Annotated in this window: 10 protein-coding genes; 5 read left to right on the top strand and 5 right to left on the bottom strand. The window is 35.8% G+C overall.

From position 1 onward, the window contains the following. Positions 1–422 precede the first annotated feature (422 nt). On the top strand, positions 423–3,290 hold the full coding sequence (locus tag EK417_RS07160) for a M16 family metallopeptidase (RefSeq protein WP_136521737.1): 2,868 nt from the start codon (positions 423–425) through the stop codon (positions 3,288–3,290). A gap of 232 nt (positions 3,291–3,522) precedes the next feature. Here the strand turns inward: EK417_RS07160 and EK417_RS21000 are convergent, their stop codons facing one another. After that, positions 3,523–4,020 (bottom strand): helix-turn-helix domain-containing protein, encoded by a 498-nt coding sequence (locus EK417_RS21000; RefSeq protein WP_168801943.1) that lies wholly within the window; start codon positions 4,018–4,020, stop codon positions 3,523–3,525. Between the two features lie 793 nt (positions 4,021–4,813). Here EK417_RS21000 and EK417_RS07150 point away from each other — a divergent pair. Beyond that, the gene (locus EK417_RS07150) at positions 4,814–6,322 is read left to right on the top strand and encodes an RCC1 domain-containing protein (protein WP_136521736.1); all 1,509 of its coding nucleotides are present in this window, start codon (positions 4,814–4,816) and stop codon (positions 6,320–6,322) included. A 420-nt stretch (positions 6,323–6,742) separates the two neighbouring features. Here the strand turns inward: EK417_RS07150 and EK417_RS07145 are convergent, their stop codons facing one another. From EK417_RS07145 to EK417_RS07135, 3 genes are all read right to left on the bottom strand, one after another. Beyond that, on the bottom strand, positions 6,743–7,819 hold the full coding sequence (locus EK417_RS07145; protein WP_136521735.1) for a GNAT family N-acetyltransferase: 1,077 nt from the start codon (positions 7,817–7,819) through the stop codon (positions 6,743–6,745). Continuing rightward, positions 7,816–8,814: a polysaccharide deacetylase family protein gene (locus EK417_RS07140; protein WP_136521734.1), complete on the bottom strand. Its 999-nt coding sequence runs from the start codon at positions 8,812–8,814 to the stop codon at positions 7,816–7,818. Before EK417_RS07140 ends, EK417_RS07145 begins: the two co-directional genes overlap by 4 nt. A gap of 71 nt (positions 8,815–8,885) precedes the next feature. After that, entirely contained in the window at positions 8,886–11,024 is a 2,139-nt protein-coding gene (locus EK417_RS07135; RefSeq protein WP_083688855.1) for a S46 family peptidase, read from the bottom strand. Between the two features lie 450 nt (positions 11,025–11,474). Between EK417_RS07135 and EK417_RS07130 the strand changes: the two genes are divergently transcribed. Then, complete coding sequence (locus EK417_RS07130) at positions 11,475–11,960, top strand: copper resistance protein NlpE (protein WP_228457904.1); 486 nt, start codon at positions 11,475–11,477, stop codon at positions 11,958–11,960. A gap of 39 nt (positions 11,961–11,999) precedes the next feature. Here EK417_RS07130 and EK417_RS07125 read toward each other — a convergent pair whose 3' ends face one another. Continuing rightward, the gene (locus EK417_RS07125) at positions 12,000–12,647 is read right to left on the bottom strand and encodes an MgtC/SapB family protein (protein WP_110367897.1); all 648 of its coding nucleotides are present in this window, start codon (positions 12,645–12,647) and stop codon (positions 12,000–12,002) included. A gap of 189 nt (positions 12,648–12,836) precedes the next feature. Between EK417_RS07125 and EK417_RS07120 the strand changes: the two genes are divergently transcribed. Continuing rightward, the gene (locus EK417_RS07120; RefSeq protein ID WP_076596277.1) at positions 12,837–13,421 is read left to right on the top strand and encodes a hypothetical protein; all 585 of its coding nucleotides are present in this window, start codon (positions 12,837–12,839) and stop codon (positions 13,419–13,421) included. Between the two features lie 15 nt (positions 13,422–13,436). Then, positions 13,437–13,835 (top strand): immunity 22 family protein, encoded by a 399-nt coding sequence (locus EK417_RS07115; protein ID WP_110367896.1) that lies wholly within the window; start codon positions 13,437–13,439, stop codon positions 13,833–13,835. Positions 13,836–13,840 lie beyond the last annotated feature (5 nt).

The following is a 13,840-nucleotide window of genomic DNA, read 5'->3' as shown; positions in this document are numbered from 1 at the left end:
TTTATCATTTATAACTCCCCCCCTAGCCCTGATAGAAATGGTTACCACGCAGCTTGCGTGGGAGAGTCGGTAGGTTGGAGCGTGGGAAACCCTTCGACTTCGCTCTGGGTGACAGCCTGAGGAGTAGGAATGGAGAGTAGGATTAAGCTCCCAAAAAAAAGTTCGAGAGTTCGAGTGTGAGAGGGTGAGAGGGTGAGAGGGTTGGTAAGAAATAGAGAATTATACTCTTAAGGGTGAGAGTATGAAATTATAGTTACCATATATATGATGATATTCGGGTTTGAGAAACAGTTTATAGTGAATGATTCACCTTTTCAACTATAACAATAGATGTAATAATGATAAAAAGAGGCTAACATTTTTTTTGATTGCTTACATTTGTAGTGCATTCCGGTTTCTAAGGAATGAAATGAGTTTTATATATGATAGACAGAAAATATAAGGAGACGGTTCATACAGATAAAAACCACTACGAATATATTACAGTAACACATGACGAAAACAAGGTCAGAATCTATACTTTGAAAAATGGATTAAAGGTTTTTCTTGCTCAGAATTTTGATGCACCAAGAATACAGACCTTTATTCCGGTAAGAACAGGAAGTAATAATGATCCTTCTGATAATACAGGATTGGCGCATTATCTCGAACATATGATGTTTAAAGGAACATCTAAAATCGGGACTCAGAACTGGGAAAAGGAAAAAGAGCTTCTTGATCAGATTTCAGCTTTGTATGAAGAACATAAGGCAGAACAGGACTCTGAAAAGAAAAGGGAAATCTATAAAAAGATAGACGAAGTTTCGCAGGAAGCCAGCCAATATGCTATTGCCAATGAATATGACAAAGCAATTTCTTCTCTGGGAGCAAGTGGTACCAATGCGCATACCTGGTTTGATGAAACGGTTTACAAAAACAATATTCCGAACAATGAACTTGAAAAATGGCTTAAAATAGAAAAGGAAAGATTCTCTGAAATTGTTCTTCGTCTTTTCCATACTGAGCTGGAATCGGTATATGAGGAGTTCAACAGAGCGCAGGACAATGACACAAGACTTGTGAGCTATGAACTGATGGATGCTCTTTTCCCCACTCATCCTAATGGGCAGCAAACAACGCTGGGAAAACCGGAACATCTGAAAAATCCATCCATGAAAGCTATTCATAAGTATTTTGATGAATATTATGTTCCCAATAATTATGCTATGGTATTGGTGGGAGACCTTGATTTTGATGAGACGATCCGATTAATCGATCAGTATTTCGGAACTTTACCTTATAAGGAGCTTCCTTCAAAAACACCCATTACTGAACAGCCTATTACAGAAGTTGTAGTGAGAACGGTAAAAAGCCCTACTACTCCACGTACTCAGCTTGCGTGGAGAACAGACAGCTATGGAACAAGAGAAGCAATGCTGGCTGATGTGGTTGCGAATATCCTCAGCAACAGAGGGGAAGCAGGATTACTGGATCTGCATATTAATCAGACCCAGAAGATGCTTTGGGCTCAGGCTTTTTCTGTAGGATTAAGAAAGTATGGATATTTTTCCATCGTTGCAGTTCCTAAGGAAACACAGACTCTGGAGGATGCAAAGAATATGGTACTGGATGAAATTGAGCTGATCAAGAAAGGAGATTTTCCGGACTGGATGCTGCCAGCCATTATCAATGATTTCAAACTTCAGAGAATGAAAGGTCTTGAAACCGCCGAAGGTCTTGCCACCAATCTTTACGATTGCTATATAAAAGGAAGAACCTGGGAAGAGGATCTGAATGAAATGGATGAATATGCTGCTTTCACCAAAGATGACGTCGTAAATTTTGCCAATGAGTTTTTCAAAGAAAACTATGTGGTTGTCAATAAAGAAAAAGGGGTGAATGACAAATTGATCAGGGTTGAGAATCCCGGAATTACTCCTGTTAAAATCAACCGTGATACTCAATCGGAATTTTTAAAAGAGATTCTGGCGGATAAAACTGAAGATATTAAACCTGAATTTATTGATTATCAAAAAGAGATCATCACGGATCAGCGTAACGGAAAGAAATTAAGCTTTGTAAAGAATAAGTATAACGATATTGCTCAGGTACATTTTATTTTCCCTTTTGGAAGTGATAATGACAGAGATTTAGGAATTTCTACTCAGCTTTTGCAGTATCTGGGAACTGATACCCTTTCACCGGAGGATTTAAAAAAGGAATTTTTCAAAATCGGAATCAGCAATGATTTTAAAACCACGAACAACCAACTGATCATATCCCTAAGCGGACTGGAAGAAAATATAGAAAAAGGAATTGCTCTTCTTCAGCACTGGATGCATGATGTACAACCTGATCAGGAAATCTATAATCAGTTTGTGGGCACAGTACTGGAAAACCGAGAGGCCATCAAGAAAGATAAAAACCGTATTATAACGGCATTGAACAATTATACGAAACTGGGCAGCAACTCACGTTTTACAGATGTCATTTCTAAAGAAGAACTTGAAAACAGCAATTCTGAAGTATTCACAGACAGAATGAAAAAGCTTTTCCAATATCCTTATCAGGTATTCTTCTACGGTAAAAACTTTGAGAACTTTAAAGAATACATCGGTCATTATATAAGGCCTGAAAGTCTTCAGATCCCGGAAGCCAAGCAATATCCGGAACCAGAAACGGGAGGAAAGGTGAATTTCATCAACTACGATATGGTTCAGATGGAAATGAGCAAGATTGGTAAAGGAAACGAGGTGAATCCGCTTCATTTCGGAAAGATCAATGTTTTCAATGAATATTTTGGAAGAGGATTGTCTTCTATTGTTTTCCAGGAGATGCGGGAAAGTAAGAGTCTGGCCTACTCTGCTTATGTTTCTTATGCTGCAAACTCTGAGCTGAACCATCCTGACTATGTGACTACCTATATCGGAACCCAGCCAGACAAGCTGATGATCGCTGTAGACACTCTGAATGAACTGATGAACGAACTTCCTGAAGTACCCATTCAGTTTGAAAATGCCAGAAATGCAGCGCTGAAACAGATTGCCTCCACAAGAGTTACCCGAAATAATATATTCTTCAATACCTTAAGATTACAGAAACTGAATATCTATCATGATTTCAGAAAGGATATTTATGAACAGATCAAGCAGCTGAAATTTGAGGATATCAACCATTTTTATAAGACAGAAGTTCAATCAATACATTTTAACACGGCCATTATCGGCAAGAAAGAGAATCTTGATATGAAAGCAGTCAACAAAATGGGAGCATTTAAAGAAGTAAGTCTTAAGGATATTTTTGGTCATTAAATAAACTGAGATTCTGTTAGACATTATCCCGAACTCCTATGTTTAAATAACAAAAAGAAGGATGTACCAAAGTTTAGTACATCCTTTTTCTTTGTCCATTTTATCATTAATGTTTACAGAAAATTTATGGGAGTTTTCAAGCATATACTGTTGAAGATTTTTCATTATATTCTGATGGTATAAGATATAAGATCATGGATCTTGATAGCGTATTACTGAATTCTGACAACTTTTACATTTTCTCTTTACGCTTCAGGTATTCAGTGGCTGTATATCCTGTAATTTCTTTAAATACGCGGCTAAAGCTAGCCTGATAGCTGAATCCTGCTTTTCTGTAAATAAATGAGATTTTATAATTTTTGTGCTCCAGATTTTCAAAATCCTGTAAAACCTGCCGGACACGGTAAGTATTTAAGAGATTATTAAAATTTGTTTTTCCTTTTTCTCTCAGAGCCTTAGAAATGTATGTACGGTTAGAAGACAGCTTTTCTGCTAACTGGCTGATAGAAAAATCTGCATTCTGCCATACCTTATTTTCTTCTATATAAGCAATGATTCGCTGGTAGAGTTCATCAAATTTATCTGCATAATCTGATGGTATTTCAATATGAGCCATGGAATGGTCTTCCAGGAGTTCAGCTTCAGGTTCAGAGTGGTTTTCAGCTGACTGAATTTCTTCATTTCCTTTTTTCAGCAATCCATCCTGTTTTATTTTGTTAAAAATTTTCAAGTAATGAAAAATAAAAAATATACCAAAAATAACGGCTACAAAAGTAGATATATTCTGGATCATTTCTTCTGTCCGGCTCAGCTTCAACGGATGTGAAAAGTTAAAAAAATTATCCAAAACAAAAGGGCTGAGAAAAGAAATCACTATGTAAGCCGACCAGAGAATCAGTACTTTGAGGCTATAAAGATAATTAAGTATCAAAAATGCCGGAATATAGTACAGTGCCTGTATTAAAAAAGTATTGTAGGTAATATAAAAGCAATACTGCATCAGAGTATAGACCAGAATATGAAGAGTTGTGAGAAATTTAAACGTCATATTCAATTTTAATCCAAGCCATAATCCTATTAAAATCGATGCAAAATAAGTGAATATTATAAGATGCGTGATCCCATTTGGGTCCACAATATAGTAAAAGCATCCCATATAAAAGTAGAAAGGAGACATACAAAAAACGAAATTCTTCATGAATTCTCTTTCCTTTACATATAATAGTTCACTTGTTTCCATTTTTAAAATTAACAATATTTTTCATTTTCTAATATACAAAGAGATCAATTAAACAATTAAATTTCAAAAAAAAATCATTTTCACAAATAAAAAAAACAATTAAACATTTTCTGAAAACATATAACATCATATTTTACAGCACTTTATTAAAATGATTCATTCTTTTACACTTTGATTTAATCTTTTGTGATTAAAATTTAAAATCCCTATTACCTTCGCAGAGCAATATTCTATAAAATCACAAATCTTAAAAATATAAATGTTAAACTATAAAATTTTACAAATGAAAAAAAATGTATTTCTATTTATGTTCTTGCTATCCTGTATATACAATGCGCAGGTCGGGATTTACACCCATGATCCTCAGGGTGTAATGGACATCAAAAACCAAACCGGCAAAAAGAATGGGCTGGTTCTCCCCATCGTTGATGATGCTAATAATACACTCACCCCATCGGGAAACACTGCTGTAGAAGGCACATTAGTATATGACCAGGGTTCCCAATGTATCCGTGTAAAAACAGGAACAGGATGGTCCAACTGTCTTATAGACCAGTCGAGTGTAAGCATAACGGCTTTGGGCAGTGTTTATTGGGTAGCCAATTCTTTTTCTAACTTAACAGAGCCATTAATGCAGAAAAAATTTAGTGTCAATATGTATACGGCGGTGTTTGGTAATGCGGCTGACAATGGATATATCACTGGTTCAGGATATGCTACTAATGGTCTGGGATTACCAACAACAGCAACCAGCGTATCTCCTGCCAAGAGATTGTATAAAGGTAATGTTCTTACTGTAAGCGGAAGCCAATCATCTCATGTTATGATCAATACGGATGGAAAAATTTTTGTTACAGGATCTAATACTAGTGGGAAACTTGGAACAGGAAACACTTCAAATATAAACACATCATGGAAGGAAGTTACTTTAACAGGAGCTGCTACTGACGAGAAAGCCATTCAGGTACAGACATCACCGAATGCTACCATAATTCTTACTAACAAAGGTTATGTATATTCTGCAGGATCTAATACAAATGGACAAACCGGTTTAGGTATTACTACTGGTAATACACCAACCTTTACCAAAATCCCAACCCTTAGCAATGTAAAATCTATCTGGGGAGGCGAAGACCTTAGCGGTTCCAGTATGTTCACTGCAATTACTAATGATCATAAAATATATGCATGGGGATATTATTTAGGAGCAGGTATGAGTTCCAGCCTTGGAAATAATGGAAATAAACCTACTCCGATAGACATCACAGCATCTTTTGCATCAGCAACTGCATCATCGGGTGTTATAAAGAAAGTAATGATTGGACATAACGGAACTCTTGCGATGTTTAGCAACGGCTCCATATGGGCATCTCAATCCGTGAATGCTCCGAAATCTAATATCGGCTTGGGAACTGGTACTGCCAGCACCTCAGAATTACAGGACATTACCAGCTATATCACTATGGATGCAGGAGAAAAAATTGTAGACTTTGACCTTAGTGATAATGGTGGGGTTATTATTACAAACCATAATGTATGGATATTCGGAACAGATCTATCTAATAGGTTCTCCCAAATTGGTGGAACATCTAATATATGGATCAAGGTGCAAAGCCAGCTTTATGATGGAGTTCTCCAGCTTACTTCTGTAGACTTAGGTTATAATGCTATGCTGGTGGGAACCGATCTTGAAAATTCAAACAGAATAATTGTTTCCGGCAGTAACTCTTACAGGCAATTGTCACCAAGCGGCAACACAAATATTTCAACCCCTACTTACGGTCTGTACTAATAAAAGATAATGTGTGATTTGTGGAAATAAGGTATTATTTACTTTTACTCAAGAAAATATTCGGAGGAATACTTATTGAACACACTAAATACAGAAAGGGAGATCATTTCGATCTCCTTTTTTGTTACACACCGGCAAAACAGAGCCTGTTGCTATCATTTCTATTTTTGCTAAACAGCCTGAGTCCGAGATAAGAACTTCCTGTTCTAATCAGCGTGAAGACCAGAACTATAAAAAAAACTATTCTGGTAATAAAGACCAGCTTTTCTGTATTGTAACTTTCTAAACATTAATTGGATTCGGGATAACCTCTGCAAATAACAAGGACAGAAAGTAACTTTCAGTCTTTTTTCCAGCGTTCAATAGCCCGAATATTAATTTTATTGTCTCAAAACCCAGATTAAATATATTGCAGATCTGTTAAACCATCATACAATCTGCATCTCCATCCTGATAACTGGGGCTGAAACCCTCCGGAAGCAGCTTCAGTAAGTCCGTATGGAAGAGATATTCTCTGGTAAAATTACGTTCGTAGATATGGGAAAATGCGCTTGAATGCCGGATCATTTCATTCAGCCTGATTTGATAACTGGTAAAGCCTTTCACCTTATGAATTATCATAAAATAATTTAAAAACCGAACCACCTCAGCCAGATCAGATTTTGAAAAAAGGTAAGGTATTTTAAGATAGCCATCACGGAGCTGCAACAGGAAGCAAGAGGAAATGTTATTATCCTGATCCAAAATTTTAATCCAATAAAACTTAAAGCTGTCAGCAAAACTTGAAAACAGGTATTTTTCATCTTTTTTACCTTCCAAAACCCAGGGATAACTGATAAAGGTATTGATTTCATATGCGTCACGTCTCCCAGAAAATCCATTAATAAAATCTGTACTTTCTTTGTCGATCCTATTCAGAACTTCATATTTGAAATCTGGTTTTTGTACTGCCAGGTTCTTTATTGAGATCAGTCCATTGGCTGCAGCATCCAGAATTTGAAAAAGAGGTTTCAAAGGTTTCGTTCCCGGTTTCTTTTCAGGAATCATTTTCGCCGCATCGGTTCTGAAGTAATATCGTTTGCCTTCTTTAGGAAAAACATATTCAAAAACACCCATAATATTGTAGAGTGCTTCTGCCTCTTTGGTAAATTCTGTAATGGCAATTCTGCCTTCGTATTCTTCAAAAGCTTTTTTCAGTAATGCTTTGGCTGGTCTTTTTTTTCTGTATTCCGGGTTTACATACAGAGTACTGAGCCAGGCATAACGGATTTCTTTTCCATCAATAATAAAGGAATCAGGAAAACATCCCACATAACCTACCAGTTTTTCTTCATAAAAGGCAAGAATAAGAAGTACATCTTCATCTGATGCTTTTGGATTTTGAATATGAGACAGCGCCCGATGTCCGGTAATCGGAAGAAAATCATACTGCCGGAAAGCTCCGGATGATATAAAATCGTCCAGCTGGTTTCTATTGAAAGTTTTCAGCGCTATCATTTTCTCACTATCATATTTTTATTAATAAGGCTTTTCAGTCTGAAGTAAGTGATTTCCCTTTTCAGTATCTGTGCTCCGCTCTCTCCCATTTCCATTGGAATCCTCTGGAAATTTCTCTTTACGCTGTCCAGTTTTATACCTGCACACCCAAAGCTGCAGTAGATGTCTTCATTTTTATAAAGTTCATCAAAAAATTCTTTCTTTACTTCAAAATCGGTAAAAGGGAAGGCAAAACTTTCGTATAAAAAACCATTTTCTTTTAAATAATCAAAGGTTTTATCTGTTGTTTCCATCTGCCGTTTCAAAGATAAGTCTCCATATTTCGGATGATCCCAGCTGTGCGAAGAAATTCCGAAACCTTTACGGGTAAGTTCTTTTAATTCTTCTGTGCTTAGATAAGGCTGATATTCTTTTGAATACGCTTTAAAATCTATTTCAAATTTTTCAGCAAGCCTGTCCAAAATATCTTTTTGCTGATAATTTACAGATAAAATTTTCTTTTGTAAAATGCTTCTGTCTGCATTTTTCAACGATAAGATAAAATAAATTTCGGGATCAATGGTTTTCTTTTTTTCAGCAGCATCGGCAAGAAGGCTTGCTTTGCATCTGAACATCATATCTTTATTGTCTATGAAAGCGGGATTGATAAAATTGCAGGCATATATTCCCTTTCTTTCCAAAATAGGAACGACAATATCATAGAATTCTCTGAAACCATCATCAAAAGTGAGCATGGCAATCTTTTTCTGAGGCTTGAAATTCCCGGACGTAAATTCTTTAAACTCCTGCCAATTCACAAACTGAAAATTCCCGGCCATATGATCGAGATCGTCTTCAAACTGCTGGGTCGTCTTATAGCGGATCACATGTTTTAAATGAGGCAGTTCTTTGTCTGAAACACTATGATAAAGCGGCAGACAATAATCCAGCGGAAATGATTTCCCGATATTCTCAGATTCAAAAGCTGCCAAAACATTGATGATTCTGTTTTTCATCCTATTTTAAATAAAAAAGAATCTATTCAAAATTAAATTCAAATAGATTCTTAAAGGTATAACTTTTAAAATTATTTTATGATTTTCATTTCATCAACAAGCCATCTTGAATCAGCAAACTTATCAATGATGAAAAGGATATATTTTGTATCTACCATAATATTTCGGCTGAAACGCGGGTCATAATTGATATCACTCATTGTTCCTTCCCACTGTCTGTCGAAGTTCAATCCGACAAGGTTTCCGTTGGCATCAAGAGCTGGGCTTCCTGAGTTTCCTCCGGTAGTATGGTTCGTTGCAGTGAACCCTACAGGAACATCACCAGTTTTATCTTTATAGATTCCGAAATCTTTTTTGTTGTAAAGATCAATCAGTTTCTTTGGAACATCAAATTCATAATCTCCGGGAACGTACTTTTCCATTACCCCTGCAAGATGAGTCTGGTATCCGTAAGAAACCGCATCTCTGGGAGTAGAACCTTTTACTTTACCATACGTTACACGAAGTGTTGAGTTCGCATCCGGGAAGAATTTTCTGTCTTTATCCGTCTTCATCTGCTGTGCCATGAATTTCTTCTGTAAAGCATCAATTTTTGCCTGCATAGAAGTATATTGCGGATCTGCAGTTTTCGTATAGGTTTCTTTCATCGAAACATATAATTGATAAATAGGATCTTTCTTTAAAGTCTTTATCAGTTTATCCTGATTAGAAAATGCTTTATCAATATCGGCAGTCAATGTTCCTCCGTTTACAGCTGTTCTTCCTGTAATAACAGAGTTTTTAGACATATCTTCTATAACAGGAATATTGGCATTTTCATCTTTATATTTGTTGAATCCCGTTGGTAAAAACTGAGGTGCCGTTTTATTAACGTATAAAGCCAATAGTTTTGCTGTTACTTTAGCATCTAGCTCTGCACTGTAGTCTTTATAGAAAGAAGTTAATTTTGTTTTCAGTTTTGAAAGTTCCTTTTCATCCATTCTCCCTGCTTCTACAGAAGCAACGAAGTCATAATAATCACCAGCTAATTTCAAAGTCTCAGCATTTTTGATAACTTCTGTGAAGTAAGCATTGTTTAATGCATAAGGAGCCTGATCATTGTACAGTTTATTCAGCTGATCCAAAGTAGTTTTAATCTCCGGGTTTTTAGCTACCAAAGAACCTTCATACATTATTTTCTTTTCTACTGCATTGGATTTTTTCAATCCTTCTATTTCACCAATCCACTTTTTCCAGTAGTTTGCAACGGAAGCATATTTTGAAGCATATTTGATACGTGTTTCATTATCAACACGCATTTTTTCATCCAACGTTTTTAAAGCAACATCTCGTACCGCAATTCTTGCAGGATCAATATCTTTCATGATCTTCTCTACAGCGATTGCAGGAAGGTATTCTGTAGTTTTTCCCGGGAATCCGAAAACAAAAGTAAAATCGTTCTCGTTTTTATCTTTGATAGAAACCGGTAAGTAGTGTTTTGGAACGTAAGGTACGTTGTCTTTTGAATATTCTGCAGGTTTGTTGTTCTTGTCCGCATAAATTCTGAACATAGAGAAATCCCCTGTGTGTCTCGGCCAAACCCAGTTGTCAGTATCACTTCCGAATTTCCCGATACTTTGAGGAGGTGCTCCTACAAGACGGATATCTTTATACGTTTCTATGGTATAAGCATAGTACTTGTTTCCATAATACATTGGCTTTACCATGATCGACTGGTAAGATTCAATTTTCTGAGAGTTTTTATACACCTCAATATTGTTGTTGATCTTTTTAGTAAGTTCAGGTTCTGTAAGGTTATCTGTACCTTCTAATATGGGATCAGTAACTTCTTTTATATCTACAATAAAATCTACTTTTACTCCCGGGTTGGGAAGTTCTCCTGCTGTATTTTTTGCCCAGAATCCGTTTGAAAGCAGGTCATTCTGAACGGTAGAGTGTGCCTGAATCTGCCCAAAACCACAGTGATGGTTGGTTAAAAGCAATCCTTTAGGTGAAATAATTTCTGCAGTACATCCGCCGTTAAACTGTACAACCGCATCTTTAATGCTTGGTTTCTGAGGATTGAAAATATCTTTTGCAGAGATCTTCATTCCTAAATCCTTCATTTCCTTTTCATTCAGCTCTGTAGGAATCCACATTCCTCCATATTGTTGCGCAAATGCCATTGCAGCCGGCAAAAGAAATACAGATAAAAGTATCTTTTTTGTCATAATCAAAATTTTGCCCCAATTTACAAAGAAAAATATGAACAGGCTTTATAAAAGAGATGGAAAAACTGTTGCGAGGTCTTTTTTAAAAAGGTTGATCGTGAATGGCCAATTTTGCTTCACAAGTGAAAGGTGAATTTTTATGATCAGACAGAAGTAAATTCATGAAATATTGACAAGCAAAGCGAATTGACTATTCACTCTTCACAATGCATTCAAAAGTTGGATAGTCAATGGTGAATTTGCTTCGCAAGTGAATGGTGATTTTTTTCTCAGAAGGCACTTCCAATTCATCATTTACTCATTTAAAATTGATGCAAAAAATAAAAATTGACAAGTAAAGCGAATTGACTATTCACCATTGCTGAAATCTGCTCTTCAATGTTCCTCTGGCTCAGTTTTTGTTGATTGGAAGTAACTTTATTGTTAAAAAACATCCTTAAATTAATTATTATGATGAAAAGCAAAATGTTTGTGTTAGGAATGACATCTGTTCTCTTCCTCGCTTCATGTTCTAAAAAGGAAGCTACTGAAACGACCAACACTACAGATTCTGCTGTGGCTGTACAACCTGCTGCTACAGACAGCATCACTAAAGCTACTCCTACAGCTGCAGGTGATACCTCTGAAAATGCACTGGACTGGGCGGGAACTTATGAAGCAACAGTTCCCTGCGCCGACTGCCCGGGAATAAAGACTTCTTTGACATTAAATGATGATAAAACATTCAGTATTACCGAGGAATACCTTGAGAGAAATTCAAAAAACCAGGATAAAGGTTCTTTTGTATGGGATGCTACAGGAAGCATGATTACTTTAAAAGGGAAATCTGCCAACTATAAATATAAAGTAGGTGAGAATATGCTGATCCAACTGGATATGGAAGGAAAAGAGATTGATGGCCCAAACAAGGATCTTTATGTATTCAAGAAAAAATAAAAATAAAGGCTTGAGCCTTTATTTTTTTGCTTTTATATCCTAAAACTGATAGGCTATAATCTTCGGATCGTCTACCAGCCTTCTGATTACTTCTTCGTGATGGGTATTTTTACCTGTCAGTCTCCATATGACAGCCAAACTTCCCTGTGAATACTGCTGCTTGATCATCTGATAGTTTAAATGATATTCTTTAAAAATATTTTCACAATATTTAATATCTTCTGAATGGGTAAGTGTTATTCTATATTCTCTCACTTTATGGAAATTATCAATAAAATTCTGAAGATAGGTTAAGGCACTCAAAACAATTAAAACTAACGCCGTTCCCAGGAGCGCAATATAAATATAGCCGGAACCTACCGCCATTCCTATAGAAGCGGTGGCCCAAATAGTGGTTGCTGTGGTAATTCCTTCAATTTTATTATCTCCTTTGAAAATAACTCCTGCTCCCAGAAATCCGATTCCCGTAATGATATTGGCTGCCAAACGATCCGGATTGGCAACACCTATTTTTATAGAAAGTATGGTAAACAGGCAGGCTCCAAAACACACAAGAATAAAGGTTCTGAGACCAGCCGATTTATTACGGTATTCTCTTTCGGCACCAATGAACAGTCCTAAAATAACAGATATAAGGATAAGCAGCAATTCATTTTTAATGGCGTAATGATCCTGAAGAAAATCCATATTTTACAATTTAAACAGATAATAAATTTACAATAAATACTATTAAGGAACTATCTTTGCTGCGGGGATTTTATGTTGTTTCCTCAAAAAATGTATTTCTGGAAAAAACTTTTGTAATATTATATTTTAGTTACAGCAATTTCCTTGCATAAAAGGGATTCAACAAAGAGATTGTCATAAAAAACGCCTATGAAAAACCTTATTTTCGCATTATTTACCGTATTATCCGGAATGACATTTTTACATGCCCAAAAAGTATTTAATGAAAATTATTCTTTTAAAAGTGATGGGTCAACGGTTGCTTTTGTACCCATTATCAATGATTTTAAAGATAATGACGATATTACAAATCAAATTTTAAGGGATACTCTTCAATTAAAATTTAAAGATGCAGCTGTTTTACGGGCAAATATGGATACAAGGGTGATCGATATTTTAAAGAAAATCGCTGAGAAAGATTATAAATCCAAAGAAGTAAAAATGTTTCCTAATCTTACAGGCATAATAACTGGTGAGGAAATGAACTATATTAAAGAAAAATTCGGCAATGCAGATCTATTACTGCTTCCGGTTGTTTTCAATATCAACCAATCTATGGGAATGACCTTTGGAAATTCATTATTCCGGCTCTATGATCTTAATAATGGAGATTTCATTCAGCAGTTTTCAGAAAAAATCAATGTGAATATAGGAGATGAAACAGGCTTCACAATAATGACCAGTATGCTTATCAGCGGTGAAAAATCTCACTTGCTAAAAAATATTAAAAAATAAAACTTATATACAATTATGGATAAAGAAATTTCACACTTCTGGTTAGGATATTTCAAAAATGAAGAAGATTTCTATAGCTTCGTAGAGGAGGATGAAAATTATTATATAGAGGAAGAAACTGATGATCAGTATGTTTCCAAGTTTGCAGAATCACAGAATATCAAGTGGTTTGACGATGACTTTATAGAATATGGTTTTGAGGATGAAAGCCTTAGTCTTTATGACAAATTTGCAGAATATTCTTATGCTGACCAATGGATTCCGATCTTAGAAAAAAAGCTGAATGAACTTAGTCTGGACACGCCCGTGAATGCGATCATCTTTGCGACACGATTTGTTATTCCTAATCCGGTTTCTGTAGAAAATGATGATTTTTCACTGCATTATGTGGGAGAAATAGAATACGATATTTAAAAAAG

Origin of the sequence: Chryseobacterium candidae (assembly GCF_004916905.1) — a bacterium.
In the GTDB taxonomy this organism is placed as follows: Bacteria; Bacteroidota; Bacteroidia; order Flavobacteriales; family Weeksellaceae; genus Chryseobacterium; species Chryseobacterium candidae.
Note: the sequence above shows the minus strand (reverse complement) of the source record. Positions and strands in the feature narration are given on the sequence as shown.

What these genes read in the sequence shown, in the direction of transcription:
- EK417_RS07160 (WP_136521737.1), top strand. Translation starts at nt 423, where the DNA reads ATGATAGACAGAAAATATAAGGAGACGGTTCATACAGATAAAAACCAC.
- EK417_RS07150 (WP_136521736.1), top strand. Translation starts at nt 4,814, where the DNA reads ATGAAAAAAAATGTATTTCTATTTATGTTCTTGCTATCCTGTATATAC.
- EK417_RS07145 (WP_136521735.1), bottom strand. Translation starts at nt 7,819, where the DNA reads ATGATAGCGCTGAAAACTTTCAATAGAAACCAGCTGGACGATTTTATA.
- EK417_RS07140 (WP_136521734.1), bottom strand. Translation starts at nt 8,814, where the DNA reads ATGAAAAACAGAATCATCAATGTTTTGGCAGCTTTTGAATCTGAGAAT.
- EK417_RS07135 (WP_083688855.1), bottom strand. Translation starts at nt 11,024, where the DNA reads ATGACAAAAAAGATACTTTTATCTGTATTTCTTTTGCCGGCTGCAATG.
- EK417_RS07130 (WP_228457904.1), top strand. Translation starts at nt 11,475, where the DNA reads ATGATGAAAAGCAAAATGTTTGTGTTAGGAATGACATCTGTTCTCTTC.
- EK417_RS07125 (WP_110367897.1), bottom strand. Translation starts at nt 12,647, where the DNA reads ATGGATTTTCTTCAGGATCATTACGCCATTAAAAATGAATTGCTGCTT.
- EK417_RS07120 (WP_076596277.1), top strand. Translation starts at nt 12,837, where the DNA reads ATGAAAAACCTTATTTTCGCATTATTTACCGTATTATCCGGAATGACA.
- EK417_RS07115 (WP_110367896.1), top strand. Translation starts at nt 13,437, where the DNA reads ATGGATAAAGAAATTTCACACTTCTGGTTAGGATATTTCAAAAATGAA.